This is a genomic window from Brevundimonas sp. BR2-1 (assembly GCF_037626195.1).
In the GTDB taxonomy this organism is placed as follows: domain Bacteria; phylum Pseudomonadota; class Alphaproteobacteria; order Caulobacterales; family Caulobacteraceae; genus Brevundimonas.
Map to the genome: position 1 here is coordinate 32,989 of NZ_JARKMV010000005.1, position 24,309 is coordinate 57,297.

A 24,309-nucleotide genomic window follows, 5' to 3' on the forward strand; every position below is an offset into this window, starting at 1 on the left:
CCTCAGCCCCTGAGCGGCGATCCGATCGACCAGGTGTGGCCGAACGGGTCCCTCAGCTGGCCGTAGCGGTCGCCCCAGAACTGGTCGGCGATCGGATACAGGGGCACGCCACCGGCCAGGATCGCCCGGTTCCACCATTCGTCGGCGTCGTCGACCTGCAGATGGATGGTGACGCCCTTCGGGACGATGTCCTGCTCCCCGTTGAACTCGGGGAATTCGTCGTTGAGCATGATGCTGCCGCCGTTGATCCGCAGATGGGCGTGCATCAGCCGCTCGCCGTCCTCGGCCATGTGCCGCCGCTGCTCCTCGGCCCCGAAGGCGCGGGTGTAGAATTCGATCGCCGCCTGACCGCCGCGCGAGGGAATGGTCAGATGCGGAGTGACGCCCGTGTCCGGGCCTTGCGCGTTGTGGTCCGTCATCGCGGTCTCCTGCGTTTCGCCGATACTAACGCGTGAAAACCCCGGCGGTAACGCCTATCTCTGAACCCGCATGACCGACCTGTTCGAAGCCTCCGGCATCCATCCTCCCGACGCGCCCCTGGCCGACCGCCTGCGGCCGCGCACGCTCGAGGAGGTGGTGGGCCAGGATCATCTGCTGGGCCCCGGCGGGCCGATCCGGCGCATGGTCGAGGCCGGGCGTCTGGGCTCGATGATCCTGTGGGGTCCGCCCGGCACCGGCAAGACGACCATTGCCCGCCTGCTGGCCCAGGCCGCCGGCTATCAGTTCCAGTCGTTGAGCGCCGTCTTCTCGGGCGTCGCCGACCTCAAGAAGGCCTTCGAGGCCGCCCGCATGCGCCGCGCCGCCGGGCAGTCGACGCTGCTGTTCGTCGACGAGATCCACCGTTTCAACCGCGCCCAGCAGGACGGCTTCCTGCCCTTTGTGGAGGAGGGGATCGTCACCCTCGTCGGGGCCACGACCGAGAACCCCTCGTTCGAGCTGAACGGGGCGCTGCTGTCGCGGTCCCAGGTCTACGTCCTGAAACGTCTCGATGACGACGCCCTGAATCAACTATTGATTCGCGCCGAGGCGCAGGAGGGCAAGACCCTGCCGTTGACGCCCGAGGCGCGGCAGGCCCTGCTGGCGCTCGCTGACGGCGATGGCCGATACCTGCTGACCATGTCCGAGGTGCTGTTCGACCTGACCTCGACCGATCCGCTGGACGTCCAGGCCTTGGCCGGCATCCTGCAGAAGCGGGCTCCGGCTTACGACAAGGGCAGAGAAGAACACTACAACCTCATATCTGCGCTGCATAAATCAGTGCGCGGCTCCGACCCTGACGCCGCCCTCTACTGGCTGGCGCGGATGCTGAACGGCGGCGAGGATCCACTGTATCTGGCCCGCCGGATCGTGCGCATGGCGGTCGAGGACATCGGCGAGGCCGACCCCCTGTCCCTGCTGGTCGCAAACGCCGCCAAGGATACGTATGATTTCCTCGGCAGCCCCGAGGGCGAGCTGGCCCTGGCCCAGGCGGTGGTCCATCTGGCCACCGCGCCCAAGTCGGTCGGCGTCTACGAAGCCTTCAAGGCGGCGAAGAAGGCGGCGCACGAAACCGGCTCCCTGATGCCCCCGGCCCACATCCGCAACGCCCCCACCAGGCTGATGAAACAGCTCGGCTACGGCAAGGGCTACCAGTACGACCCGAGCACCCCCGAGGGTTTCTCGGGCGCCAACTTCTTCCCCGACGGCATGGAGCGCCGGACCTTTTACGCGCCGAAGGGCGAGGGGCACGAAGCCAAGGTCAGGGAACGGCTGGAACGCTGGGCGGCGATGCGGGCGCAGGCTTCGGACGCCGATCCGGACTGAGCGTTGCCGTAACCATGTTTTTGGGTCTAGCCTCCCGCCATCGATCAACCTTGGGAGGGGATGATGACCGATACGATGAAGGCCGCGGTTCCGTGGCATCTGTGGGTCGTGGGCGTGCTGACGCTGCTGTGGAACGGCTACGGCGCCTATGACTTCGTAATGAGCGTGACGCAGGGCGAGGCCTACTGGCGCGCCTCGGGCATGACGGACGCCATGATCGCCTATTTCAACGCCATGCCGTCCTGGATGTACGGACCTTGGGTCGCAGGCGTCTGGGGCGCGGTGGCGGGCTCGATCCTGCTGTTGCTGCGCAGCCGCTTCGCCGTCCACGCCTTCGTCCTGTCGTTGCTGGGCGTGCTTGGAAACCTGATCTACGGCCTCATGAACCCCATGCCGGACCTGCCGCCGGCCATGGCCGCCATGACCTACATGCCGTGGGTCATCGTCGCCGTCGCCGCCTTCCTGGCCTGGTACGCCCGGGCGATGCAGAAGAGGGGCGTCCTGTCATGAGCGGCTTGGGCATGGGCGAACGCGTCAGCACGCCCTGGCACATCTGGGTCGTCGGCGTCGTGGCCGTCCTGTGGAACGGCTTCGGCTGTTTCGACTACACGATGACGCAGACGCAGGGCGACGCCTGGCTGACCAGCATGGGCATGACCGAGGCCCAGATGGCCTATTTCCACGCCACCCCCGCATGGGCGCACGCGGCCTGGGCCATCGGCGTCTGGGGCGGCCTGCTGGGCGGGCTGTTCCTGCTGCTGCGCCGCAAATGGGCGACGCCGGTCTTCGTGGCGTCCTTCCTCGGCTGGGCCGCGGGCATGGTCTACGCCTTCGGCCTGTCGAACGGGATGGAGGCCATGGGTCCGATGTGGCCGATGCAGATCGTCATCGGCGCAGCCTGCGTCTTCTTCATCTGGTACGCCTGGACCATGCAGAAAAAGGGCGTCCTGCGCTGAGGACGCCGTGACGGGCTGACGGGCGGCCGGTCTTTCGCGTATGCACGCGCGGTGACCGACCGCTCTCCCGTTTCCCTGTCCGATCAGGACATCGCCGCCGTCCGCTCGTGGATTCTCCATGAGGACGAGGCCGTCATCGCCTTCAACAAGCCCGCCGGCCTGTCCAGCCAGGGCGGCCGCATCCAGGCGCATACGCTGGACGACCTGCTGTGGGCCTTCGCCCGGTCGAACGGGAAACGGCCCGATCTGGTCCACCGGCTGGACCGCGACACCTCGGGCGTCATTCTGGCGGCGAAGACCAAGCCGGCCGCCGGCTTTCTCGGCAAGGCCATACAGGCGCGGCGCTTCAAAAAGACCTATCTGGCCCTGGTTTCCGCCGCGCCCGAGCCGGCGTCCGGCGTGATCGACAAGCCGTTGCTCCGGCAGGAGATCGGCCGGGAGAGCTATATGCGCGCCGTCGCCCCCGACACGCCGGGCGCCCAGCCCGCGCTCAGCCGCTATCGCACCCTGTCCGCCTCGGACGATGGGACGCTGGTCGAGCTCGATCCGGCCACGGGCCGGATGCACCAGCTGCGCGTCCACATGGCGTCCATCGGCCGCCCTCTGGCCGGCGACGCCCGCTACGGCGGGGCCCTGACCTTCGCCGGCCGCGCCGCGCCGCGCCTGATGCTGCATGCCGCCAAACTGGTGTTCCCGCACCCCGCCGGCGGCTATTGCACCGTGGAAGCGCCGCCGCCCGACGATTTCGAGGCGCTGAAGGCGGCGGCGGGCCTCTGACCGGCCTGTATCGGCTGGCGCACACAGGAACCTCCGCCATTCACCGGCGCTAATTCAGCAAAGGCCTGGAGACCCCGTCATGATCCGTTTCACCCTGCCTCTGATCGCCGCCGCGGGCCTGGCCCTGTCCGCCTGCGCCAGCCTGGCCCCCTATGGCGCTCAGGCGTCGCCGGGCGGGCAGGGCTATGCCGAGCAGCGCATCGAATCCAACCGCTTCCGCGTCACCTACAACGGCGTCGGCGCCCCCGGCCCGGTGTCCGACTACGCCCTGCTGCGCGCCGCCGAACTGACCACCTCGCAGGGCTATGACTGGTTTGAGGTCACCCAGCGCTGGACCGACGGCCGCCCCGACAGCGCCGGCGGCGTCCGCCCCAGCCTCGGCGTGGGCTACGGCTCCAGCCGTTACGACGGGCGCTACGGAAACTATTCCAGCTCGGGGGTCGGCGTGGGCGTGGGGCTGAACTTCAGCGGTCCCTCGCCGACCTCGACCACGCTGGAGGTGGTCATGGGCGACGGCGCCAAACCCGATCGCCCGAACGCCTACGACGCCTGCGGCGTTCAGGACGCCCTTCGCGCCCGCCTCTAGACGGGCGGGAGGTCCTTCACGAACGCGCCGACGGCGCGCCACAGTTCGGCGTCGTGGCCGATCCACAGGTGGCCGCCGTCGGGATACATCACCAGCCTTGCTCCGGGAATCCGCCCCGCGACCTCCACCGCTGCCTTGTCGGTTTCATAGAGATCGCCGCGCGCGCCGACCACGAGGGCGGGACAGGCGATGCGCTCCACCGGCCAGTCCGGCGGCGCGCCCGCCGTGGCGGAGTCCATCAGCAGGCCCTCGCGACGCTCGCTGACGGGCAGGATGTGAAACATGACGTCGGCGGCCCGCCGCCGCTCGCCTTCCGCCGCAGCCCCGACGGTCGCCGGATCGGTGGCCAGCACCATGCGGGTCATGAAGTCCGGCGCGCCTCGCACCCCGGCCCAGAACAGCAGGTCCGAGCCGAGAACGGCGTTGATCGCCTGCTGCGTCCCCGGATCCGGCGCGGCGTTGGCGCCCGGCAGGCGATCGGGGGCATGGAGGGCCGGAACCACCAGAACCAGCCCCCGGCACCGCTCGGGATGGCGGAGCGCCAGCTGGGTCGCGGACAGGGCGCCCGCCGATCCGCCGATGATGACGGCCTGCTGAATCCCGAGCCGGTTCATCAGCCAGTCCAGGGCGTCGGCCTGCATCTCGACCGTGGCGCCCTCCGGCATGGCGCTGCGCAGATAGCCGAACCGCGACGGGGCGATGATCCGCACACCCTCGCGCGCCAGGGGCGCGCTGAAGTCCAGACCCTGGTCGAAGCCCCCGCCGCTGCCGTGGATCATCAGGACGGGCGGGCCGGAGCCGACATCGGCGTATTCGATCGGGCCCCAGGGACTGTCGACCACCCGGCTGCGTCCCACCGTGTGCGCCCGGGCCGTCCGCATGTCCCGATGGAAGGCGACGGAAACGACGGCGGCGACGATCGCCACCGCCACCAGGGTTGCGACCCCCGCAAGCCGTCCGCGTCGACGGGACGTCGCCCGCGGGCGACGCATGGATGGTCCGCCGAACAGGTCCATGATCGCCTCCGGTGCCGCCGGAACTCTGTCCCGCGGCCGTGAAGGCGTCCTTGACCGCGGTCAATTCCGCGAAGCTACCGTCCCCCGCGCGTCAGCGCCCGGTATTCGACCAGCCGCTCCTTGTCGCGCCGCACCTGGTCGGCGACGGCGTTGTCGACGTCCAGCGAGGCGTAGCGGACCCAGCCGTCGACGCCCAGCTTGTCCTGGATCGCGGCCGTCGGGGTGCGCCAGCGGAAATAGGACAGCCAGCTGACCAGCAGACCGAGCACGAGGGCCAGCCCCTGCAGGGCGCGGAAACCGGCCTCGCCGATCGCCGGAGCGGGCTCCAGCGCCAGAACGGCCAGGCCGATGATCAGCACCAGCGGCGTCATAAGCCGCTGGGCCCAGCGCATCCAGTAGCGCTCGCGGCGCACCCGCCACAGCTCCATCTGGACGTGCTTCTCGAGATATTCCATCCGCGCGCCCAGCCACATGGTCAGCCGGGTCAGATACATGGCGCGCTGGCCCCAGCCCTTGCCATCCTGCTGGAACTGGGTCTCGGCCTGATCGGCCATCGCTCTTGCAGAGGTGAACAGGTTCTGCAGCTCGCGGGTCCGCTGGACCACCTCGCGCGACAGTTCGTAGGAATCGTTCTCCAGCTGGAAGCGGTACTGGATGAACAGCACCGCCTGCAGGCCCCAGTAGAGTCCGAACACGGCCAGCATGGCCCCGGCCGCCAAAGCCAGACCCATGGCCTCCGACCCCGTCCAGCCCGTGAACAGACCCGGTCCCAGGATCGCCAGGGCGGCGAAGGCCGCCAGGGCCCCGGCCTGGCTCAGCCGCTTGACCGTCACATGGACGATCAGGGCCCGGAAGACGCGCCGGCCATAGCTGTGGATGCGGCTGCGGATGTCCTGGTCGACCGGGAACCGCTCCTCGATCTGGCGGCTGAACAGGACGTGGAACCGGTCCGGCTTCCCGTCGGTCTCCCAGAAGGGAAAGATGTCGAGCGGCTGGTTGAAATATTCGTCGATATGGGACGAGACGATCGCCTCGGCCTCGGGCGTGGCGGCGAAATATTCGCTCTCCGAAATGGGGCGCAGGATTCCGTCGCCGCCACGCAGGGGGGCGCGGCCGTGGTTGGGCGTCGGAGGCGGCACGGGCCGGTTGGCGCTGTCCTCGGCTCCCGGCGGCGGAGGATTCGGCGCGGCGTGCAGCCGGGCGTCGTGGCCCTGGCCGCCATGGCCGCCGTCCAGCGGCGCCGGGGCATGCCCGTCGTGCCCGTGTCCGTGGTTATGATCGTCGTGCGACATACGCTTCGGCGGCCCCTGATCCCTGAGCCCGGCAGTATGGCGGATCGCCGCCGCCGGGCCGATGGTCTTCCCTCATGGCGCGAAGCTGCGCCACGGCTCAGGTATCGGCGTTAACCCTGCGCCTCGGCAAGTGAAGTTTCGGTCAGAACGGATATCGCGCCATGGCCGCCGCGAAACCGAGCAGAGGAACCAGCAGCAGGGCTTCAACGCCGAGGGCGGCGACGACCCTGCGCCGGTCGGCCGCGTCCGGCTGGAAGGACGGATCGGTCTTCAGCGCCCGCGCCCAGGCGATGAAGCGGATCGTCGGGATAATCGACACCAGGCCGATGATCGCGAAGGTCGCGACCTTGGCCCAGAAGAAGGGGTTGGTCTCATAGAAGGCCCAGCCCTTGCCGCCGAGGAACACCCGGCCGGCGCCGACGATCAGGACCAGTCCCGCCGTCGCCCCGAAGCCCGCGTCCAGCCGTCCCAGACGGCGCACGTCGATCGTCGGAATGCGCATCATCACCCGTTCCGCCATCAGCATGGCGACCAGTCCGAAAACCAGAATGTGGTGCGCGATGGCCAGTCCGAAATCGAGCACGCACGCCTCCTTCGTTTTGCCGCCGGGTGCAGTATAAGCGCCCCACCATGACACGTCTTCTGATCGTTGCAGCCGGGGGCGCCCTCGGCGCCGTGGCCCGCTACGGCGTCGGCGCCTGGGCCATTCGCCTGTTCCCGGCCGCCGTCTGGCCGTGGGGCACGCTGGCCGTCAATGTGGTCGGCGGCCTGCTCATGGGAGTGTTGGCCGGCTGGCTGGCCTTCCGGGGCGGGGCCCACGGCGAAAGCATCCGCCTGTTCGCCGCCGTCGGCGTGCTGGGCGGCTTCACCACCTTCTCGGCCTTCTCGCTGGAGACGGCCCTGATGATCGAGCGCCGTCAATTGGCCATGGCGGGGGGCTATGTCGCCGCCTCGGTGGCGCTTTCGGTGCTCGCCCTGTTCATCGGCCTGATGGTCGCCCGCCGCGCCTTCGGAGCCCCTCTTTGACTGACGAACCCATCAGGGACGCCGAGCCCGCCCCGAAACGCGAGGTGCTGACGATCTACGTCGCCGAGGCCGAGGACGGCATTCGTCTGGACCGCTGGTTCCGCCGTCGCTGGCCGCACCTGTCCAACATCCAGGTGCAGAAGATGGCCCGCAGCGGCCAGATCCGCGTCGACGGCGCCCGGATCAAGCCCGAGGGCCGCCTGACCGCCGGCGCCGCCGTGCGCGTGCCGCCGATCCCGGACGACACCTCGCGTCAGGCGGGCGACGTCCACACCCTGAGCCCGCAAGACATAAAGTTCGCCAAATCCCTCGTGCTGTACGAGGACGACATGGTCATCGCCATCAACAAGCCCCACGGCCTCGCCGTCCAGGGCGGCACCAAGACCAGCCGCCACGTCGACCGTCTGTTGTCGGCCTGGGGGGAGGGGATGGACCGGCCGCGTCTGGTCCACCGCCTCGACCGCGACACCTCGGGCGTCCTGCTGCTCGGCAAGGGGCCAGAGGCCGCCAAGCGGCTGGCCGGGGCCTTCGCCCGGCGTCAGGCGAAGAAAACCTACTGGGCCATCGTCATCGGCAACCCCAAGCCTTCCGCCGGCCAGATCGACATGCCGCTGAAGAAGACCGGCATCAACGATTTCGAGATGATGCGCCCCGCCGACCGCAAGGACCCGCGCGCCGAGCCTGCCGAGACCGCCTTCGCCACCATCAGCCGCGCCGCCCACCGCGCCGCCTGGATGGCCCTGCGCCCCTTCACCGGCCGGACCCACCAGCTGCGCGCCCACATGGCCGGCATCGGCCATCCGATCCTCGGCGACCCCAAATACGGGGATGAGAAGTCGAAGGAGCTGTCCGGCCCGCTGAAGCTGCAGCTCCACGCCCGCAGCATCGAACTGGAGCATCCGCGCGGCGGCATGCTGAAGGTCACGGCTCCCCTGTCCCCCGAGATGAAGGCGGGTTTCGCCCACTTCGGTTTCGACGAGCACGAGGGCAACGAGAGCGATCCGTTTGAAGGGGTCCGCCGCCAGCGATGACCCGGCCCCTCGCAGTCTTCGACATCGACGGCACCCTCGTCGACAGCCGCGCCTCGATCCACCGCGCGGCCTGCGAGGCGGCGCGCGCCATCGGCCTGCCCGAGCCCGACTACGACCGCGTCCGTCAGATCGTCGGTCTGTCGCTGGAGCACGCCATGGCGGTGCTGGAGCCGGGTCTCGCCCCCGACGAACTGGCCCGCTTCATCGCCGGCTTCCGCGCCAGCTTCCAGCGCATGTATGACGAGGGTCACGAGGAGCCGCTCTATCCCGACGCGACCGCCACCCTGCGCCGCCTGCACCGCGACGGCTGGCGGCTGGCGCTGGCCACCGGCCAGAACCGCCGCGGCGTGGCCCGAAACCTCGCCCGCGAGGGCTGGGCCGACATGTTCCTGTCGACGCACTGCGCCGAGGACGGCCCCGGCAAGCCCGATCCCGCCATGCTCCACGCCGCCATGGCGGCCTGCGACGCCGGGCCGGAAAGCACCGTCATGATCGGCGACACCGCCCACGACATCCTGATGGCCCGCAACGCCGGCGTCCTGCCGCTGGGCGTCGCCTGGGGCTTCCACACCGTCGAGGAACAGCAGGCCGCCGGGGCCCGCCACGTCGCCCGATCCTTCTCCGAGCTGACCGTGGTGCTGGACGGCTTCGCCGCCCTGACCCGCGCCGCCTGAGACTCCGAATGAGCCACATCCCGCCCCTCGATCCCAACGTCGCCGCCCGCAAGGGCTTCCGCGAGTCCGAAGAGCGGCTCAAACGCTTCTGGACGACCGCCGACGTCAGGGAAGGGAAGGGGGGCTGGGCCGTGACCCTCGACGGCCGCACCCCGAAAACCCCGGCCCATGCGCAGTTGATCCTCCCCACGGAGGCCGCCGCCCGCCTGGTCGCCGACGAATGGGCCGCCCAGGGCGAGTTCATCGACCCCGCGACCATGCCGGCGACCCGTCTGGCCTCCACCGCCATCGACCGCGTCAGCCAGGCTCGCGAACCCGTGGCCGGGGAGATCGCCGCCTTCGCCGGCTCGGACCTGCTCTGCTACCTCGCCGACCATCCGACCTCGCTGGCCGTCGAACAGGCCCGCGAATGGACGCCGTGGCGCGACTGGGCGGCGCTGGAGCTGGGCGTGACGCTGGAAGCCGCCGAGGGGATCATCCACCGGCCCCAGGATCCCGCCGCCGTCGCCGGGGTTCGGGAGCTGGCCCTGCGGCTGGACGATTTCGCCCTGACCGGCCTGGCGACCGCCGTGCCCCTGTTGGGCTCCGCCGTCCTCGGCCTCGCCGTCCAGCGCGGCGTCCTGTCGGGCGAGGCGGCCTTCGAGCTCAGCCGCCTCGACGAGGCTTTCCAGGAGCGCCAGTGGGGCGTCGACGAAGAGGCCGCCGAACGCACCGCCGGCCGCCGCGCCGAGGCCGTGCTGCTGGACCGGTGGTTCAAGGCGCTTGCCGCCTGAGCCGTCCCTCCTTAAGCCTCGCGCTCAAGGAGACACCGCATGAAGACCATCCTCGAACAGCTGGAACAGCGCCGCGCGGGCGCCCGCCTCGGCGGCGGCGAGAAACGCATCGCCAGCCAGCACGGCAAGGGCAAGCTGACCGCCCGCGAACGCATCGACGTCCTGCTCGACGAAGGCTCCTTCGAGGAAACCGACATGTTCGTCGAGCACCGCTCGACCCAGTTCGGCATGGAGAACCAGCGCATCCCCGGCGACGGCGTGGTCACCGGCCGTGGCACCATCGGCGGCCGTCTGGTCTATGTCTTCTCCAAGGATTTCACCGTCTTCGGCGGTTCGCTCTCGGGCGCCCACGCGGCCAAGATCGTCAAGATCCAGACCATGGCCCTGACCAACGGCGCCCCGATCATCGGCCTGTTCGACGCCGGCGGCGCCCGCATCCAGGAGGGGGTCGAGGCCCTGGCCGGCTATGCCGACATCTTCCTCCAGAACACCCTGGCCAGTGGCGTCATCCCCCAGATCAGCGTCATCATGGGCCCCTGCGCCGGCGGCGACGTCTATTCCCCGGCCATCACCGATTTCATCTTCATGGTGAAGGACACCTCCTACATGTACGTGACCGGCCCCGATGTGGTGAAGACGGTCACCAATGAGGTCGTCACCCACGAGGACCTGGGCGGCGCCCGCGTCCATTCGCAGAAGTCGGGCGTCGCCGACGGCGCCTTCGAGAACGATCTGGAGGCCCTCAGCGAGGTCCGCCGCCTGATCGGCTTCCTGCCCCTGTCGAACCGCGAAAAGCCCCCGGTCCGCGACAGCTACGACGACCCCGAGCGCGACGAGGCCAGCCTGGACACCCTGGTCCCGGCCAATCCGAACCAGCCCTATGACATCAAGGAGCTGATCCTGAAGACGGTCGACGAGGCCGAATTCTTCGAGATCGCCCCCGACTTCGCCAGGAACATCGTCACCGGCTTCGGCCGCCTCGACGGCCAGACCGTTGGCGTCGTCGCCAACCAGCCCCAGGTGCTGGCCGGCGTCCTCGACATCGACTCCAGCCGCAAGGCCGCCCGCTTCGTGCGCTTCTGCGACGCCTTCGACATCCCGCTGGTCACCTTCGTCGACGTGCCCGGCTTCATGCCCGGCACGCGTCAGGAGTACGGCGGCCTGATCAAACACGGCGCCAAACTGCTGTTCGCCTATGCCGAGGCCACCGTGCCCAAGCTGACCGTCATCACCCGCAAGGCCTATGGCGGCGCCTATGACGTGATGAGCTCCAAACACCTGCGCGGCGACGTCAACTACGCCTGGCCCTCGGCCGAGATCGCCGTCATGGGCGCCAAGGGCGCGGTCGAGATCATCTTCCGCAAGGAGGCCGGCGACCCCGAGGCCCTGGCGGCGCGCGAGGCCGAGTACAAGGAGAAGTTCGCCAACCCCTTCGTGGCGGCGGGCCTCGGCTACATCGACGACGTGATCATGCCGCACGGGACGCGGAGACGGCTGATCCGGGCGCTACGGACGCTGAAGAACAAGTCGCAGAGCAATCCGTGGAAGAAGCACGATAATATTCCACTGTAGTCGAATGTTTGGGATCGTCACAGCGAGTGATTTTCGGGACAAGGCGCGACGCGACAGCGCAGCGCTTCAGGCGGACATTGCAAATCCAGATCTCGCAATGAACGCGGTGCTCTCGAACTTCCATCTCCACGAATGGATCTGGACGCAAGTTCTGAAGCCGATGGCGCCGCCAACCCTGCGGGGCGCTGTTTTTCGAAGCAAAGCGGACTGGCTTCGATGGCTGGACGCGAACTGCCCACACTTCCAACTCATTCAAGCGTTGGCCAACGGCTCGAAGCACTGCTTCGTAGCAACGATACCGAACGGGTGGGGGGCTACGGTCGAGGCCCATATGGCGTCGGTCCGTTCGGAAAACCGTATTTGCTTATCGACCTCGGCGCAGAACTCGAAGCCCGAGACCGTTGGCTTGCCGGAAGTAAAATGATCGACGAGGTGAGCGCCTTCTGGGCCCTCAGGCGACCTGTCTGAGGCCCGCCCGCAGGGCGTCGCCGCCGCCGGCCAGTTCGGCCTCGACGGCGCCGTGCTCGCGGATCCAGATCGGCGTCGCCGCCGCCAGCAGGGCCCGGCCCGCATCGGTCAGGGCGGGGCGGCGGCTGCGCCGGTCCTTCGGATCGACGCCCAGCACGACCGCCCCCATCCGCTCCAGCGGTTTCAGATTGGCCGTCACCGTCGACCGGTCCATGGCCAGCAGGGCGGCCACCGCCCCGATGGCCGGCGGCTCGGGCCGGTTCAGACTGTTCAGCAGCGAGAACTGGCCGCTGGTGATCCCCAGGTCCCTGAACGCCTCGTCGAACCGCCGCGACAGGGTCCGCGCCGCCCGCTGGGCGTGCAGGCACAGGCAGTGGTCGCGGATGTGCAGGGTGGCGGCGTAGGGTGCCGGGACCCCGGCTGCGGCGTTTGACATGTCTCCAGATATGTTGATATCAACCCAACTGTCAAATCCCGAAGGAGCCCCCATGATCCAGGTCACCGCGTTCAAATGGGTGCCGCCGTTCGCCCAGGGATCCGTCCGCGACATCCGCGTCCGCTGGGCGCTGGAGGAGGCGGGGCTGGGCTATGACGACCATCTGATCGGTTTCGAGGACCAGTCGACGCCGGCCTATCGCGCCCGCCAGCCCTTCGGCCAGGTGCCGGCCTTCAGTGACGGCAAGGTCGAGATGTTCGAGAGCGGCGCCATCGTCCTCCATATCGCGCAGAACTCGGACCAGCTGATGCCTGCCGACGAAGCGGGCCGCGCCATGGTCATGACCTGGCTGTTCGCCGCCATGAACAGCGTCGAGCCGTATGTCGCGGAACTGGCCACGATCGATCTGTTCAACGCCGACAAGGCATGGGCGAAGGAACGGCGGCCCGAGGTCGAGACCATGCTGCGCAAGCGTCTGGCCGACCTGCAATCCGCCCTCGGCGGCCGCCGCTGGTTCGCCTGCGATCGCTTCAGCGCCGCCGACATCCTGATGACCCATGTGCTGCGCGACCTGCGCCATACGGACATCCTCGCCGACTATCCGGCACTGGCCGACTATGTCGCCCGCGCCGAGGCCCGCCCGGCCTTCCAGCGGGCGCTGGCCGACCAGCTGAAGCCGTTCCGGGAGGCGGAGGCGAGGAACCCGGAGCTGGTGGCGGGAGGCGCCTGAGCATGGCCCGGATCGTCTTCGGAATGAACGTGTCGCTGGACGGCTATGTCGACCATGACCGGTTCGAGCCGGGCCCCGAGCTGTTCCGGCACTGGATCGAGCAGGTGCGCGGCCAGACAGCCAGCGTCTACGGCCGCCGCGTCTACGAACTCATGCGCTACTGGGACGAGGACCAGCCCGACTGGACCCCGGACCTGCACGAATTCGCGGCGGCCTGGCGCAACCAGCCCAAATGGGTGGCGTCGCGCTCGCTGACCTCCGTCGGTCCCAACGCCACCCTTGTCAGCGAGGACATCGAGGGCGTGGTTCGCGAGCTGAAGAACGACCTTGAGGGCGAGATCGACGTCAGCGGCCCGGCCCTCGCGCAAAGCCTGGGCAAGGCGGGGCTCATCGACGAATACCGGCTCTATTTCCGCCCCGTCGTGCTGGGAAGCGGCAAGCCCTTCTTCGCCGGCGCCATGCCGCCGCTTCGCCTCGTCACCCACGAACTGATCGGCGAGGACGCGGTGCGGCTGACCTACGTTCCCGCAAGCGACTGACTCAGCCGACCAGCGCCGTCCGCTCCTCGGGCGTCAGCATCCGCCACTTCCCTTCGGGCAGATTGTCCAGCTTCAACGGCCCGATCCGGATGCGGATCAGATCGACGACCTCCAGATCGACCATCTCGCACATCCGCCGGATCTGCCGGTTGCGGCCCTCGCGCAGGATGAATTTCAGCCGGAAGGACTCCATCCGGCTGACGTACGCCGGCTTCAGCTGGCGGCCGTCCAGCATCAGCCCATGGCGCAGGATCTTCAGCTTCTTCTCGGTGATGTCGCCGACGACCCGGACCAGATACTCCTTGTCCAGACCGGACTGCGGCCCGATCACCGCCTTGGCCACCACCCCGTCCGACGACAGCAGCAGCAGGCCGCGCGAATCCTCGTCCAGCCGGCCGATCGGAGGCAGGGAGGCGCCCTCTGCCGGGACCGCGCCCTCGCCGACGCGATTGGCCTCGGTGATCAGTCGCACCGCCGGGATCTTGTCCGGCTCGGGCTGGCCCGAGACGTAGCCCATCGGCTTGTGCATCACGATGGTCACCCCCTCCGCCAGGGCGGCAGTGGCCCGCTCGTTCAGGGTCAGGGTCTGGCCGGTCTCCAGCTTGCGGCCCGCGTCGGTCACCACCTCGCCGTCGACCGACACCAGGCCGTCGGCGATCAGGGCGTCGGCCTCGCGCCGCGAGCAGACGCCGGACTGACCCAGCCATTTGTTGATCCGGACCGGCTCGGGGCCGTCATAGGTGCGCGAGAAGGCCATGCGGGGGTCCGTAGCCGCACGGCTGAGCGAGGTCTAGCCGCCGAAGACCGCGGCGATGGCGGCCCGCGCCACCTCGTCGTCCTGGGCCGACGAGGCCCTCGACACGCCGATGGCCCCGATGACCCGGCCGTCGACCACCACGGGCACGCCGCCGGCGACAGGCACAATGCCGTCGATCGCCAGCAGAGCCATGCGGCCGGCCGCCAATCGCTCCTCCGCCGAGGCGGACGCGGCGCGGAAACGGGCCGAGGACCGGGCCTTGGCCTGGGCGACGTTGATCGAGCCGTACTGGACGTCGTCCATCCGCCCGAAGGCGACCAGTTCGCCCGAAGGCTCGACGACGGCGACGGCCAGACGGAAGCCGCGAGCCCGGCCGGCCTCGATAGCCCGGTCGATCAGCGCCTGCGCCGCCGCCAGCCCGATCGGCGCGCCATAGGGCGGGGCCGGAGCCGCCGGAGGCGTCGCCGGGGCAGGGGCGGTCTGGCTCCATGCCGGAACGGCGGTGGCCAGAACGACCAGAATGGCGACGAGACGTTTCATGGCGGCGCTCCGGTGAAGGTTGGTTGATGCCGCCACATCCGGCCCGGAAGCACAAGGGCGGGCCGTCAGCTCCGCCGGAACAGCAGCATCAGATTATTGGCCGGCATGGCGGTCCGCAGGGTCAGGACCAGCCCTTCCGCCCTCGCCGCCGTCACGACCGCGTCCCGGTCGCGCAGGCCCCAGGTCGGGTCCCGGCTCTTCAGGCTCTCGTCGAACGCGGCGTTGGACGGGGCCAGCGGAACCTCCGCCTCCCGATACGGCCCGTAGAGGGCCAGCAGGCCGCCGGGCGCCAGAACCCGCCCCGTCAACGCCATCAGCCCCTCGGTCGCCGCCCAGGGGCTGATGTGGATCATGTTGATGCAGACCACCGCCTGCACCGGCCCCTGCGGCCAGGTCGCCGGATCAATCATGTCCAGCGCCAGCGGCTCCCGCAGGTTCGGCAGGCGCGCGGCCCGGGCCCAGGCCGCGATGCTGGCCCGCGCCTCGGCCGACGGATCGGTGGGCGTCCAGGCCAGTCCGGGCAGGGCGCCGGCGAAGGCGACCGCGTGCTCGCCCGACCCGGCCGCGATCTCCAGCACTTCGCCCCGCGCCGGAAGATGGGCCCGCAAGACCTCCAAGATCGGCCCGGTGTTCCGCGCCACGGCGGGCGATCTCAGGCCGCCGGCGGGAGTCGCTTCGATCGGGTCCATGGTCTGCATGACGGTTCCGATACCCTGCCCCGACGCCCGCAGGGAACGGAAATATGCACCGGTCACAGAGCTCTCCGCTCGCGAGAGGTTGAAACGTGCATCGGTTGACGCCGCGTCCGCTTCGGTGTCATTCCGGCTGAAACATTGCGTGATGAGTACGCAGCGGAGGAGCCACGGCGGCGTCAGATCGCCGGGCGACGTTCAGGAGAATGCGCGTGACCAGTTCCGTTCCCGGCCTGCTTCCGGCCCCCACCAACCATGCCGGCCTCATCGCCTGGGTCGAGCAGATCGCCGCCCTGACGAAGCCCGCCCGCGTCCACTGGTGCGACGGCTCGGAAGCCGAGAAGTCGGCTATCGTCGCCGACCTGATCGGCAAGGGCACGCTGAAGGAACTGGATCAGGGCAAACGCCCCGGCTGCTACTACGCCGCCTCGGATCCCAGGGACGTGGCCCGCGTCGAGAGCCGCACCTTCATCTGCTCGGCCAACCGGATCGACGCCGGCCCGACCAACAACTGGGCCGATCCGGTCGAGATGCGCGAGCGCCTGAATGGCCTGTTCGACGGCTGCATGGCCGGTCGCACCATGTACGTCGTGCCCTTCTCCATGGGCCCGCTGGGCTCCGAACTCAGCGCCCTCGGCGTCGAGATCACCGACAGCGGCTATGTCGCCATTTCGATGGGCATCATGACCCGGATGGGCCAGCCGGTGCTGGACCTGATGGGCGAGGACGGCGTCTTCGTGCCGGCCGTTCACACCCTCGGCGCGCCCTTGGCCGAGGGCCAGGCTGATGTCCCGTGGCCCTGCAACGACGACAAATGGATCGTTCACTATCCCGAGACCCGCGAAATCTGGTCCTACGGCTCGGGCTACGGCGGCAACGCCCTGCTGGGCAAGAAATGCTACGCCCTGCGCATCGCCTCGGTCATGGCCCGCGACGAGGGCTGGCTGGCCGAGCATATGCTGATCCTCAAGCTGACCGATCCCAAGGGGCGAGCCAAATACGTCGCCGCCGCCTTCCCTTCGGCCTGCGGCAAGACCAACCTGGCCATGCTCCAGCCGACTATTCCCGGCTGGAAGGCCGAGACCATCGGCGACGATATCGCCTGGATGCGCTTCGGCGACGACGGCCGCCTTTACGCCGTGAATCCGGAGGCCGGCTTCTTCGGCGTCGCCCCGGGCACCAGCCGCAACACCAACGGCAATGCGATCGCGACCCTGGCCACCAACACCGTCTTCACCAACACCGCCCTGACCGCCGACGGCGACGTCTGGTGGGAAGGCCTGACGAAGGAAGCGCCCGAGGGCCTGACCACCTGGAAGGGTCAGCCGCACGATCCGGCCTCGGGAGAGCCCGCCGCCCATCCGAACGCCCGTTTCGCCGCTCCGGCGTCGCAGTGCCCGACCATCGCGCCGGAATGGGAAGACCCCAAGGGCGTGCCGATCGACGCCATCCTGTTCGGCGGCCGCCGTGCCTCCGCCGTGCCGCTGGTGACGGAAGCCTTCGACTGGGAGCATGGCGTCTTCATGGGCTCGACGGTCGCCTCGGAAGGCACCGCCGCCGCCGAGAACGCCATCGGGGCCCTGCGCCGCGATCCCTTCGCCATGCTGCCCTTCTGCGGCTACAACATGGGCGACTATTTCGCGCACTGGCTGTCGATGGGCGGACGCACCGAGCCGGCGAAACTGCCGCGCCTCTACTTCGTCAACTGGTTCCGCAAGAACGAGGACGGCAAATTCGTCTGGCCGGGCTTTGGTGACAACGCCCGCGTCCTCAAGTGGATTTCGGAACGTCTGGACGGCGAGGCCGAGGCCGTCGACACCCCGGTCGGCCGCGTTCCGACCCGCGAGGCCCTGGACCTGTCGGGCCTGGCCCTGTCGGACGCCGACCTGTCGACCCTGCTGGACGTCGACGCCGAGGTCTGGGCCGAAGAGGCGGCGCTCATTCCGGACTTCTACGCCCAGTTCGGTGATCGCCTGCCCACGCGCCTGTGGGCCCAGCATGAAGCCCTGACGGCCCGTATCGACGCCACCCGCGCCGCCGCCATCGCCGCGGAATAGGGCGCCCAAGCAGCGGACGGCCGCGCCGTCCGCGTAGGCGCCCTTGCAAAGAGAGCCCGGGCGGCCGATCAGATCGCCCGTGGCTTCCTCTCCAGATGTGATCGTCATCGGCGCCGGCGTTCTCGGGCTCTGCACTGCTGCGGAGCTGGGCGCGCGCGGTCACGCCGTGACCGTCGTCGACCCCGGCGGTCCGAACGCCAGTTCCGCGGCCGCCGGCATGATCGCTCCGGCGCTGGAATGCCTCTCGGACGATTCCACGCCCGACCGCGCAGCCCTGCTGAAGCGCGCCCGCGACCGGTGGCCGGACTTCGCCGAAACGTTCGGCCTGGCCCTGACCCGCGACGGCGTCGACTGGCTCGGCCCCGATATTCCCGCCGCCATCGCCCGGCTCTCCGCCATGGGCTTCTCCGCCAGCCAGACGCCGATGGGCCTGACCTCGCCCGAGGATTGGCGCGTCGACGTCGCGGCCGCTCTCAAGTCGCTCGCCCGCGCTCCGGGCGTCACGGTCATTCGCTCCGCCGTGGCGCGTCTGTCCGATGATGCGCGCCGCTGGCGGGTCAAGGCCGAGGACGGACGGACCTGGTTCGCGCCCACGGTCGTGCTCGCCACCGGCGTCGCCGCCCCGCTTCCGGGTTTGCCGCCGCGCACCGCCGCCGCCGTCGCCGCCGTCGAGCCGTTCCGGGGCCAGTTGACGCCGGTTTCGGCGCCGCCGCCGCCGCGGACCCTGCGGACCCCCGATCTCTACATCGTTCCCGCCGCTGGCGGCGTGGTCATCGGCGCCACCATGGAGCGGGGCCGCCGCGACATCGAGCCGGACCTTGAGGAAGCCTCGCGTCGCGTCGCCGCCGGCCTCGCCCTGCTGGGCGCTGAAGGCGAGGCCGGGCCGCCTCGTGTCGGGGTCCGCGGGGCGTCGCCGGATGGCCTGCCGCTGGCCGGTTTCGCCGGAGAGCCCGGCCTGCATCTGGCCTTGGCCCCGTTCCGCAATGGCTGGTTGCTGGGGCCGCTCGTCGCCCAGGTCGTCGCCGACGGTATCGAGGGCAGGGCGCCCGTGATGGACGCCGCCGCCCTCGATCCGCTCAGGTTCGTCTAGTCTTCGGGCAGGGTGAAGCGCAGGTTGATGCTGACCCGCGATCCCTCCGCCGCGCCATTGACCGTCCGCGGATTGATCCGGAATTGGCGCGACAGGCTCTGGGCCGCCCGGCCGAAATTATAGCCGCCGGGCGTCTCGCGCGTGACGTTGCAGTCCGTGACGAAGCCGGTGGGCAGGACCAGACAGTTCAGCGACGCCGAACCGGCGACATCGGCCTGAAGCGCACGTTTCGGATAGGCGTCCATCATCTGGTCGGCCGAAGGCTGCCGCGACCAGCTCGGATTCCGGATCACCGGCGCGGGCGCAACGACGGGCTCGGTGGTCGTGCTGCGGGGTTCGAAGACGTCGACAACCGTGTCCGTCGTGATGACCGTCGTCTCGCCCACCGGCTCATTGGTGGATTCGGTCGGCAGCGTCTCGACCGGCGTGCGCGGGACAGGCGTGTCGTTGACGTTGGGATTCGGGGCCGGCGGCGTCTTGGCCTCGACCGGTTCCGGGGGTGGCAGCCGCCGGAAGGTCACGTCGATCGGCGGCCTTTCCGGCGGGGCAACCACCAGCGGCATCTCGAACCGCTGATAGTAGAGCGCCACGCCCAGACCCGCATGGGCGGCCAGCACGATCCCGGTCGCGATCCAGGTCGCGCGGGAAAACCGGGGTCGCTTGCGATCGTTGAAATCCAGCGGATGCACCATTCCGGGCCCGCCAGCGGTCGTCATCATCATGGCCGTCACTCCCTGTCTCTCGCCGTCCCCACAGCGTCCCACGGGGAAGTTGAGCGCCGGGCTTGCGGCAAGTTTTGGACGAGCGTGGCCTTGGAAACGCCACGGACCGCGCCGCTGCTGCGCAGGTTAAGGGATTGTGGACGTTAACCTTGCCGTTAGGATTTGATTAACCACGGTCGCCCAGCCTCATAGCCATGAACATCGGAGCGATTCCATCCTCTGGCGGAGTCGAGGCGGCCATCCGGCGCGCCTCGAACGCTACGGGCGTGGACGCCGACTTCCTGGTCCGCACGGCCCGCCGCGAAAGCGCGATGAACCCCTCCGCAAAGGCCCGGACGTCGTCGGCGGCGGGTCTGTTCCAATTCATCGAACAGACCTGGCTGGGAACCGTGAAGGCCCACGGCGCCAAGCATGGCTATGGCCAGTACGCCGACCTGATCTATCGCGGCGGCGACGGCCGCTGGCGGGTCGAGGGCTCGGCCCGCAACATCGTGCTGGACCTGCGTTTTGATCCCCAGGCCGCCTCGACCATGGCGGCGGAACTGACGGCCTCCAATGCGGCCTATCTCCGCGGCCGGTCGGGGCGCGAGCCCGGGGCGGGGGACCTTTACGCCGCCCACTTCCTGGGGCCGGCGGGCGCGGCCCAGCTGATGGACGCCATGGAGCGACGCCCTAACAGCTCCGCCGCGGCGCTGTTTCCAGAAGCGGCCGCCGCCAACCGTTCCATCTTCTTCCGCGATGGCCGGCCTGCGACCGTGGCCGAGGTCCACGCCAATCTGCAGCGCAGCGCCGGCGACGGGGCGCCGGCTGCGGCTTCGGGCTCGATCCAGACGGCGCCCGACCTGTCCGAACGCGACCAGATGCTGGCCGCCCGCCTCGATCGGCTGAAACAGGACCAGAGCCTTCTGGCCCTGCTGCTGGGCCAGGACGGGGAGGGCAAGAACGGCGGCTTCGGCGGCGCCTTCGGCCCGGATGCAGAAGCGCGCATCTGATCCCGAATCCGGTGATGGTAAACCGCCCGTTAGGGATGACGGGCCGATGTTGACCGGCAAATCCTGGATCCGCCCATGACCGCCTATCGCGCCCGTCTCACCGAGATCGACATCCATCGCCTGATCAAGGCGACCGATGAAGACGAGCGCGCGGCCGCGGCCCACAAACTGTGCCGCAGCATGGACAGGGCCCAGCTGGGTGACGACGACCGCGCGGCGGCGCAGAAGATTCTGCGCATGCTGTCGCAGGACGCGGCCGAACTGGTGCGCCGGGCCATGGCGGTGACGCTGAAGGCCTCGGACCTCATTCCCCGCGACGTGGCGCGGCGCATGGCGGCCGACGTCGACAGCGTGGCCCTGCCGATGATCAATTTTTCGCCCGTCTTCACCGACGGGGATCTGATCGAGATCGTCCGCGCCGGCTCAGCCGTGCGCCAGGTCGCGGTGGCCAGCCGCCCGACGGTCGGGCGGGACGTCGCCGAGGCCGTGGCCGAGGTGGGCTGCGAACAGGCCGTGCGGGCGCTGGCGGCCAATGACAACGCCGATGTCGGCGAAACCGCCCTGGGGCGTTGCGTCGACCGGTTCGGAACCTCGCCCGAGATCGTGGCGGCCCTGGCCTACCGCCAGGTCCTGCCCCTGACAGTGACCGAACGGCTGGTCGAACTGGCCTCGGACGCCGTGCGCGAACATCTGGTTACGCGTCATGCCCTGGCGCCTGAGACAGCGATCCGTCTGGCGACCTTCGCGCGGGAGCGGGCCACCGTCGATCTGGTCGATCAGGCTTCCAGCCACGCCGACCTGCCGCAGTTCGTGGAAAGTCTGAACGCGCGCCGCGCCCTGACTCCGTCGTTGCTGCTTCGGGCGCTGGCCCGGGGGCAGATGACGCTGTTCGAGCATGGCATGGCCGAATTGGCCGGCACCCCTCTGGCCCGCGCCTCGCTGATGATCCACGACGCCGGTCCGCTGGGACTGAAGGCCATTTATGACCGGGCAGGCCTGCCGCCGCGGCTGTTCCAGGCCTATCGCGCCGGGGTCGACACCTGGCGCCAGCTTCAGGCCGAGGGCGTGGACACTTCGGGCGACGAGTTCCGCCGCCGGATGCTCGAGCGGTTCCTGACTCAACGCCCGAACGCGCCGCGCGAGGACCTGGCCTGGCTGATGGAACGGCTGGACCACGACCCGCTGCCGGCCAGGGCCCGGCTCAGCGCAGCCGCCTGACAGCACAACGCCCGCCGGTCAGGCGGGCGTCGGCGTGAATCGATTGGCGCAGGCCGGTCAGCCCAGATGCTGGGCGACCCGGCCTTCCAGGGTCTCCGCCAGAACCTTGCCCACCGGATGGTCGTCGGTCTGGATCTGATCGCGGACCACGGCCTTGATGGCGTCGATATGGGCGTCGAGGAGGACGAGCGGGGCGGCCATGCGTTTGGCCGGGTCGTCCATCATCTTGCAGAGGGAACCGGCCAGACGGGTCACCAGCGGATACTGATAGGTCGTGCCCAGGCCCTTCAGGTCGTGGGCGCGGAAATACAGGGCCTCGGCGGTCTGCGCGTTATAGCCCTGGGTGCGGATGTCGGCCTGGGCCTTGTCCAGCTTGACGATCTCGTCCTGCAGCCACTGGCCGAACTGGGAAGACATGGCCTTCAGGGCGGCTTCCGCCTTGGCGATCGCGCCGGCGTCGATTCCGCCGAAAGCTCCGCCGACCTTCATGCGAAGGGTGTTGGGCGGACGGATGACCTGTGCGGGATTGGTCACGGCGAGCTCCTGAGGACAGACCGGAGGCAGTCTGGGCCCGTGTCCCTAAAAAACCGTGCACGGCCTCAGGAGGCGAATTGTTCGGCCAGAACCCGTTCCTCGAACGAGCGTCCGGCGTCGAACAGCATGGTCAGGGCGATGTCGCGGCGTTCGCGGACCTCGACGCGCACCACCCGGCGGACCTCGAAACTGTCGGCCGTGGCGCTGACCGGCCGCTTGTCCGCCTCCAGAACCTCGAAACAGACCTTTGCCTGATGCGGCAGCAGAGCGCCGCGCCAGCGGCGCGGACGGAAGGCGCTGATCGGGGTCAGGGCCAGGACGCGGGAGTCGAGCGGGATGATCGGCCCGTGCGCCGACAGGTTATAGGCCGTCGATCCGGCCGCCGTGGACAACAGGCAGCCGTCGCAGGACAACTCCTCCAGCCTCACGCGGCCGTCCACGCTGATGCGCAGCTTGGCGCTCTGCCGGGTCTGGCGCAGCAGGGACACTTCGTTGATGGCCAGCCCGCTGTGAACCTGACCGGCCTCGGTCCAGGCATCCATCTGCAGGGGGTGGATCACGGCCCGGCCCGCTCCGGCCAGCCGCTCCAGCAAACCCTCCTCCTCATAGTCGTTCATCAGAAAGCCGATCGAGCCCCGGTTCATGCCGAACACGGGGACGCGCCGGTCCATGACGGTATGCAGGGTCTCCAGCATGAAGCCGTCGCCGCCCAGGGCGACGATCACATTGGCCTGATCCGGCTCGACCGAGCCGTAGAGGGAAATGAGCCGCTCGCGGGCGGACTGCGCCTCCGGGCGATCCGAGGCCACGAAGGCCACGCGCATGTCTGGAAGGGGGAGATCGCTCACCGGCCCACGCAAGCCGAGCCGGCGGGCGAAGTCAAACGGCGGCTTTTAATTCGCTGTGGGCGTCGGCCATCAGCGCGCGGAAGGCGCGGGCCGCCGAGGTGGACGACAATGCTCCCCGAAGCCAGACCGCCTCGCCTCTGTCGCCGGGCAGGGACTGGTTCAACTTGCGCAATTCCAGCAGCAGGGTCGGGAACACCGCACGATCGATGCCGACCGTTGCGCAGGCGTAGTAGAGGGCTTCGGGGGTGGAGGCGTTCAGGGCTTCGCGGATGTCGTCGGCGGGGAAACCGCCCAAGGCGGCGAGACCGTGTACGAACAGGCTGAGGCGTTTCTCGCGGATGGCGCGTATGAGGAATCCCGGTCGCAGTTGTCCCGCGGATTGGAGCTTGTCGATGAGCCGGCGTTCCATCCCGTCCCGGGCGGGATCGTCGTGAGGGATATCGTCCGAACGGGCCTGGCGAATGACGCCCTCGACCGCGTCGTAGACCGCCGCGCCCACGGCCTTGTCGTCGACATTGAAGCGGGCGGTGATCGACTGGCGCAGGGCTGTGCCGACCCAGTGGTACATCTGCTCGGCCAACGCCTCGGTCAGACGCGGGTGACGGGTCAGGGGCGCGCGCAGAGCGGCGATACGGCGCGAATGCTCGACCAGCCGCCGAATCCCGTCGACGCTCAGGTCGGCGGTCCGGTTGGTGGCCAGCGCGGTCAGCACCGCCGGTTCGCCGCGGTCGATCACCGCGTCGGCGACCCGCCCGCTGATGTGCGGACGCCGGGCGATGGCGATCTGATGCTCCAGCGAGGCCTGGACCATCACGCGCAGCAGGTCGTCGTCCTGCAGAATGGGGCTGGCGGCCAGAACGGGGCGGGCGATTTCGATCTCGTCCAGCGCCAGCACATTGACCAGGGCCGCCGGGGCCCAGTCGGCGTGCGCCAGCTTCTCGGACAGCGCCTTGCGCACCTCGCGCTCGGCCTGACGCGCCAGGGTCAGGAAGATTTCACCCAGAACCGGCGAGAGCTCCCCCGCGGGCGGGCTTGCGTCGCACAGGGCCACAACGCCAAGCAGCAGCCGTTGCCGGGCGTCCGGACTGGCGTTCCGGGCAAGGGCCAGAAGCTCGCCGGGGGTGGGGGGCTCGACCTCGGGACGGGCAGGCTGGACCAGTTGAACGAGGACCACAGACCT

Annotated in this window: 29 protein-coding genes; 17 read left to right on the forward strand and 12 right to left on the reverse strand. The window is 69.4% G+C overall.

The window, feature by feature from the left end:
• Window positions 1–2 precede the first annotated feature (2 nt).
• Window positions 3–419: a VOC family protein gene (locus tag BrevBR_RS15905; protein WP_340001584.1), complete on the reverse strand. Its 417-nt coding sequence runs from the start codon at window positions 417–419 to the stop codon at window positions 3–5.
• Between the two features lie 70 nt (window positions 420–489).
• Between BrevBR_RS15905 and BrevBR_RS15910 the strand changes: the two genes are divergently transcribed.
• From BrevBR_RS15910 to BrevBR_RS15930, 5 genes are all read left to right on the forward strand, one after another.
• Complete coding sequence (locus BrevBR_RS15910) at window positions 490–1,803, forward strand: replication-associated recombination protein A (RefSeq protein WP_340001585.1); 1,314 nt, start codon at window positions 490–492, stop codon at window positions 1,801–1,803.
• Between the two features lie 63 nt (window positions 1,804–1,866).
• Window positions 1,867–2,313, forward strand: a complete 447-nt coding sequence (locus tag BrevBR_RS15915; RefSeq protein ID WP_340001586.1) for a hypothetical protein — start codon at window positions 1,867–1,869, stop codon at window positions 2,311–2,313.
• Entirely contained in the window at window positions 2,310–2,759 is a 450-nt protein-coding gene (locus tag BrevBR_RS15920) for a hypothetical protein (RefSeq protein WP_340001587.1), read from the forward strand. Before BrevBR_RS15915 ends, BrevBR_RS15920 begins: the two co-directional genes overlap by 4 nt.
• 51 nt (window positions 2,760–2,810) lie before the next feature.
• Window positions 2,811–3,536, forward strand: a complete 726-nt coding sequence (locus tag BrevBR_RS15925; RefSeq protein ID WP_340001588.1) for an RluA family pseudouridine synthase — start codon at window positions 2,811–2,813, stop codon at window positions 3,534–3,536.
• Window positions 3,537–3,615: 79 nt separating this feature from the next.
• The gene (locus tag BrevBR_RS15930) at window positions 3,616–4,122 is read left to right on the forward strand and encodes a CC0125/CC1285 family lipoprotein (RefSeq protein WP_340001590.1); all 507 of its coding nucleotides are present in this window, start codon (window positions 3,616–3,618) and stop codon (window positions 4,120–4,122) included.
• Here BrevBR_RS15930 and BrevBR_RS15935 read toward each other — a convergent pair.
• From BrevBR_RS15935 to BrevBR_RS15945, 3 genes are all read right to left on the reverse strand, one after another.
• Window positions 4,119–5,114, reverse strand: a complete 996-nt coding sequence (locus BrevBR_RS15935) for an alpha/beta fold hydrolase (protein WP_340001591.1) — start codon at window positions 5,112–5,114, stop codon at window positions 4,119–4,121. The two genes, BrevBR_RS15930 and BrevBR_RS15935, sit on opposite strands and share 4 nt — an antisense overlap.
• A gap of 98 nt (window positions 5,115–5,212) precedes the next feature.
• Window positions 5,213–6,430, reverse strand: coding sequence for a hypothetical protein (locus BrevBR_RS15940; RefSeq protein WP_340001592.1), 1,218 nt, complete (start codon window positions 6,428–6,430; stop codon window positions 5,213–5,215).
• 142 nt (window positions 6,431–6,572) lie between these two features.
• Window positions 6,573–7,013: a DUF2214 family protein gene (locus BrevBR_RS15945; protein ID WP_340001593.1), complete on the reverse strand. Its 441-nt coding sequence runs from the start codon at window positions 7,011–7,013 to the stop codon at window positions 6,573–6,575.
• A 47-nt stretch (window positions 7,014–7,060) separates the two neighbouring features.
• On the opposite strand from BrevBR_RS15945, the gene crcB reads away from it, so the two are divergent.
• From crcB to BrevBR_RS15975, 6 genes are read left to right on the forward strand one after another with little or no spacing between them, the layout of a single operon-like run.
• Window positions 7,061–7,456, forward strand: a complete 396-nt coding sequence (gene crcB / locus BrevBR_RS15950) for a fluoride efflux transporter CrcB (protein WP_332638968.1) — start codon at window positions 7,061–7,063, stop codon at window positions 7,454–7,456.
• The gene (locus tag BrevBR_RS15955; protein ID WP_332638967.1) at window positions 7,453–8,487 is read left to right on the forward strand and encodes an RluA family pseudouridine synthase; all 1,035 of its coding nucleotides are present in this window, start codon (window positions 7,453–7,455) and stop codon (window positions 8,485–8,487) included. Before crcB ends, BrevBR_RS15955 begins: the two co-directional genes overlap by 4 nt.
• Entirely contained in the window at window positions 8,484–9,161 is a 678-nt protein-coding gene (locus tag BrevBR_RS15960; protein WP_340001594.1) for an HAD-IA family hydrolase, read from the forward strand. Before BrevBR_RS15955 ends, BrevBR_RS15960 begins: the two co-directional genes overlap by 4 nt.
• A gap of 8 nt (window positions 9,162–9,169) precedes the next feature.
• Window positions 9,170–9,934 (forward strand): ATP12 family chaperone protein, encoded by a 765-nt coding sequence (locus BrevBR_RS15965; RefSeq protein ID WP_340001595.1) that lies wholly within the window; start codon window positions 9,170–9,172, stop codon window positions 9,932–9,934.
• Between the two features lie 39 nt (window positions 9,935–9,973).
• Window positions 9,974–11,506, forward strand: a complete 1,533-nt coding sequence (locus tag BrevBR_RS15970) for an acyl-CoA carboxylase subunit beta (RefSeq protein ID WP_340001596.1) — start codon at window positions 9,974–9,976, stop codon at window positions 11,504–11,506.
• Window positions 11,507–11,510: 4 nt separating this feature from the next.
• Window positions 11,511–11,930 carry a hypothetical protein gene (locus BrevBR_RS15975; protein WP_340001597.1) on the forward strand — a complete coding sequence of 140 codons (420 nt, stop codon included), beginning with the start codon at window positions 11,511–11,513 and terminating at the stop codon, window positions 11,928–11,930.
• 27 nt (window positions 11,931–11,957) lie between these two features.
• Here the strand turns inward: BrevBR_RS15975 and BrevBR_RS15980 are convergent, their stop codons facing one another.
• Window positions 11,958–12,410 (reverse strand): MarR family winged helix-turn-helix transcriptional regulator, encoded by a 453-nt coding sequence (locus BrevBR_RS15980; RefSeq protein WP_332638961.1) that lies wholly within the window; start codon window positions 12,408–12,410, stop codon window positions 11,958–11,960.
• Between the two features lie 52 nt (window positions 12,411–12,462).
• Here BrevBR_RS15980 and BrevBR_RS15985 point away from each other — a divergent pair, with 52 nt between their 5' ends.
• A complete protein-coding gene (locus tag BrevBR_RS15985) occupies window positions 12,463–13,140 on the forward strand; it encodes a glutathione S-transferase family protein (protein WP_332638960.1) in 678 nt (225 codons plus the stop codon).
• Between the two features lie 2 nt (window positions 13,141–13,142).
• Entirely contained in the window at window positions 13,143–13,679 is a 537-nt protein-coding gene (locus BrevBR_RS15990; RefSeq protein WP_340001598.1) for a dihydrofolate reductase family protein, read from the forward strand.
• A 1-nt stretch (window position 13,680) separates the two neighbouring features.
• Here the strand turns inward: BrevBR_RS15990 and BrevBR_RS15995 are convergent, their stop codons facing one another.
• From BrevBR_RS15995 to BrevBR_RS16005, 3 genes are all read right to left on the reverse strand, one after another.
• Window positions 13,681–14,436 (reverse strand): pseudouridine synthase, encoded by a 756-nt coding sequence (locus tag BrevBR_RS15995; RefSeq protein WP_340001599.1) that lies wholly within the window; start codon window positions 14,434–14,436, stop codon window positions 13,681–13,683.
• A gap of 33 nt (window positions 14,437–14,469) precedes the next feature.
• Entirely contained in the window at window positions 14,470–14,976 is a 507-nt protein-coding gene (locus BrevBR_RS16000) for a GlcG/HbpS family heme-binding protein (protein ID WP_340001600.1), read from the reverse strand.
• 65 nt (window positions 14,977–15,041) lie between these two features.
• On the reverse strand, window positions 15,042–15,674 hold the full coding sequence (locus tag BrevBR_RS16005; protein WP_340001601.1) for a DUF938 domain-containing protein: 633 nt from the start codon (window positions 15,672–15,674) through the stop codon (window positions 15,042–15,044).
• Between the two features lie 200 nt (window positions 15,675–15,874).
• Between BrevBR_RS16005 and BrevBR_RS16010 the strand changes: the two genes are divergently transcribed.
• Both BrevBR_RS16010 and BrevBR_RS16015 read left to right on the forward strand, forming a co-directional pair.
• The gene (locus tag BrevBR_RS16010; protein WP_340001602.1) at window positions 15,875–17,725 is read left to right on the forward strand and encodes a phosphoenolpyruvate carboxykinase (GTP); all 1,851 of its coding nucleotides are present in this window, start codon (window positions 15,875–15,877) and stop codon (window positions 17,723–17,725) included.
• A 79-nt stretch (window positions 17,726–17,804) separates the two neighbouring features.
• A complete protein-coding gene (locus BrevBR_RS16015; RefSeq protein ID WP_332638954.1) occupies window positions 17,805–18,815 on the forward strand; it encodes an NAD(P)/FAD-dependent oxidoreductase in 1,011 nt (336 codons plus the stop codon).
• On the opposite strand, the gene BrevBR_RS16020 is transcribed toward BrevBR_RS16015, so the two are convergent.
• Entirely contained in the window at window positions 18,812–19,537 is a 726-nt protein-coding gene (locus BrevBR_RS16020; protein WP_332638953.1) for a TonB family protein, read from the reverse strand. The two genes, BrevBR_RS16015 and BrevBR_RS16020, sit on opposite strands and share 4 nt — an antisense overlap.
• A 194-nt stretch (window positions 19,538–19,731) precedes the next feature.
• Between BrevBR_RS16020 and BrevBR_RS16025 the strand changes: the two genes are divergently transcribed.
• Window positions 19,732–20,529 (forward strand): transglycosylase SLT domain-containing protein, encoded by a 798-nt coding sequence (locus tag BrevBR_RS16025; protein WP_340001603.1) that lies wholly within the window; start codon window positions 19,732–19,734, stop codon window positions 20,527–20,529.
• Window positions 20,530–20,604: 75 nt separating this feature from the next.
• Window positions 20,605–21,747 carry a DUF2336 domain-containing protein gene (locus BrevBR_RS16030; RefSeq protein WP_340001604.1) on the forward strand — a complete coding sequence of 381 codons (1,143 nt, stop codon included), beginning with the start codon at window positions 20,605–20,607 and terminating at the stop codon, window positions 21,745–21,747.
• Window positions 21,748–21,804: 57 nt separating this feature from the next.
• Here the strand turns inward: BrevBR_RS16030 and BrevBR_RS16035 are convergent, their stop codons facing one another.
• The 3 genes from BrevBR_RS16035 to BrevBR_RS16045 form a co-directional block, all read right to left on the reverse strand.
• Entirely contained in the window at window positions 21,805–22,281 is a 477-nt protein-coding gene (locus tag BrevBR_RS16035; RefSeq protein ID WP_332638950.1) for an Hpt domain-containing protein, read from the reverse strand.
• 65 nt (window positions 22,282–22,346) lie between these two features.
• Window positions 22,347–23,105: an NAD kinase gene (locus BrevBR_RS16040; RefSeq protein ID WP_332638988.1), complete on the reverse strand. Its 759-nt coding sequence runs from the start codon at window positions 23,103–23,105 to the stop codon at window positions 22,347–22,349.
• 55 nt (window positions 23,106–23,160) lie between these two features.
• Entirely contained in the window at window positions 23,161–24,303 is a 1,143-nt protein-coding gene (locus BrevBR_RS16045; RefSeq protein ID WP_332638949.1) for a DUF2336 domain-containing protein, read from the reverse strand.
• Window positions 24,304–24,309 lie beyond the last annotated feature (6 nt).

Coding starts and splice junctions, on each gene's coding strand:
- BrevBR_RS15905 (WP_340001584.1), bottom strand. CDS start 419: ATGACGGACCACAACGCGCAAGGCCCGGACACGGGCGTCACTCCGCAT.
- BrevBR_RS15910 (WP_340001585.1), top strand. CDS start 490: ATGACCGACCTGTTCGAAGCCTCCGGCATCCATCCTCCCGACGCGCCC.
- BrevBR_RS15915 (WP_340001586.1), top strand. CDS start 1,867: ATGACCGATACGATGAAGGCCGCGGTTCCGTGGCATCTGTGGGTCGTG.
- BrevBR_RS15920 (WP_340001587.1), top strand. CDS start 2,310: ATGAGCGGCTTGGGCATGGGCGAACGCGTCAGCACGCCCTGGCACATC.
- BrevBR_RS15930 (WP_340001590.1), top strand. CDS start 3,616: ATGATCCGTTTCACCCTGCCTCTGATCGCCGCCGCGGGCCTGGCCCTG.
- BrevBR_RS15935 (WP_340001591.1), bottom strand. CDS start 5,114: ATGCGTCGCCCGCGGGCGACGTCCCGTCGACGCGGACGGCTTGCGGGG.
- BrevBR_RS15940 (WP_340001592.1), bottom strand. CDS start 6,430: ATGTCGCACGACGATCATAACCACGGACACGGGCACGACGGGCATGCC.
- crcB (WP_332638968.1), top strand. CDS start 7,061: ATGACACGTCTTCTGATCGTTGCAGCCGGGGGCGCCCTCGGCGCCGTG.
- BrevBR_RS15960 (WP_340001594.1), top strand. CDS start 8,484: ATGACCCGGCCCCTCGCAGTCTTCGACATCGACGGCACCCTCGTCGAC.
- BrevBR_RS15965 (WP_340001595.1), top strand. CDS start 9,170: ATGAGCCACATCCCGCCCCTCGATCCCAACGTCGCCGCCCGCAAGGGC.
- BrevBR_RS15970 (WP_340001596.1), top strand. CDS start 9,974: ATGAAGACCATCCTCGAACAGCTGGAACAGCGCCGCGCGGGCGCCCGC.
- BrevBR_RS15975 (WP_340001597.1), top strand. CDS start 11,511: ATGTTTGGGATCGTCACAGCGAGTGATTTTCGGGACAAGGCGCGACGC.
- BrevBR_RS15980 (WP_332638961.1), bottom strand. CDS start 12,410: ATGTCAAACGCCGCAGCCGGGGTCCCGGCACCCTACGCCGCCACCCTG.
- BrevBR_RS15985 (WP_332638960.1), top strand. CDS start 12,463: ATGATCCAGGTCACCGCGTTCAAATGGGTGCCGCCGTTCGCCCAGGGA.
- BrevBR_RS15990 (WP_340001598.1), top strand. CDS start 13,143: ATGGCCCGGATCGTCTTCGGAATGAACGTGTCGCTGGACGGCTATGTC.
- BrevBR_RS15995 (WP_340001599.1), bottom strand. CDS start 14,436: ATGGCCTTCTCGCGCACCTATGACGGCCCCGAGCCGGTCCGGATCAAC.
- BrevBR_RS16000 (WP_340001600.1), bottom strand. CDS start 14,976: ATGAAACGTCTCGTCGCCATTCTGGTCGTTCTGGCCACCGCCGTTCCG.
- BrevBR_RS16005 (WP_340001601.1), bottom strand. CDS start 15,674: ATGCAGACCATGGACCCGATCGAAGCGACTCCCGCCGGCGGCCTGAGA.
- BrevBR_RS16010 (WP_340001602.1), top strand. CDS start 15,875: ATGCGCGTGACCAGTTCCGTTCCCGGCCTGCTTCCGGCCCCCACCAAC.
- BrevBR_RS16020 (WP_332638953.1), bottom strand. CDS start 19,537: ATGATGATGACGACCGCTGGCGGGCCCGGAATGGTGCATCCGCTGGAT.
- BrevBR_RS16025 (WP_340001603.1), top strand. CDS start 19,732: ATGAACATCGGAGCGATTCCATCCTCTGGCGGAGTCGAGGCGGCCATC.
- BrevBR_RS16030 (WP_340001604.1), top strand. CDS start 20,605: ATGACCGCCTATCGCGCCCGTCTCACCGAGATCGACATCCATCGCCTG.
- BrevBR_RS16040 (WP_332638988.1), bottom strand. CDS start 23,105: ATGCGCGTGGCCTTCGTGGCCTCGGATCGCCCGGAGGCGCAGTCCGCC.